General features: G+C 63.4%; 1 pseudogene. It reads left to right on the forward strand.

The features are described 5' to 3' along the window. A pseudogene (locus CXQ89_RS17810) lies at positions 1-399 on the forward strand (hypothetical protein); the annotation flags it as partial. Positions 400-579: the final 180 nt, after the last annotated feature.

Raw genomic sequence — 579 nt, forward strand, 5'->3', positions numbered from 1 at the left:
ACCCTGCACATCGGACCGAGCTTCGACGGCGAGACCTCCAACCCGCAGGGCTGGTCCCTGGTGGCGCCCACCTTCACGGGCTGGGCCGCACCGGACCTGTCCCTGATCGGCAAGGCAAACCCGTTCGGCGCCTTCGAGCACCTGGGCTTCGTTGCCGCAACCCTGCTCGCCTTCGTCATCCTCCTCAGCATCTTCTTCGATGCCATGGGGACCATGGTGGGCCTGGCCAACGAGGCCGGGACAGTTGACGAACACGGCAACATCCCGGACGTCGACCGCGTGCTCCAGGTGGACGCCCTCGGCGCGATCGTGGGCGGCGTTATGAAGGCCACCCGCGGCCAGGCCGACGCAGGCCGCGTCAAGGAACTGATCCTGGAAAAGCTGGGCGTCACCGTCTAGCTCCGCGCAACCCCAACTGGGTAGCAGTTAATGTCGTTTTGAGTGCTGAAAACGACACCTACTGCTACTCAGTTTTGGTTTAAGTAGTACTCGCGTCCCACAGACAGCGGATTACTCGTGTGCGATGGCGACTGCCCGCCCTACACTGAAGCTCCAGGGCACCACCACGCGGGTAAACAG

Source organism: Arthrobacter sp. ZGTC212, assembly GCF_002929255.1.
Lineage (GTDB): Bacteria > Actinomycetota > Actinomycetes > Actinomycetales > Micrococcaceae > Arthrobacter_B > Arthrobacter_B sunyaminii.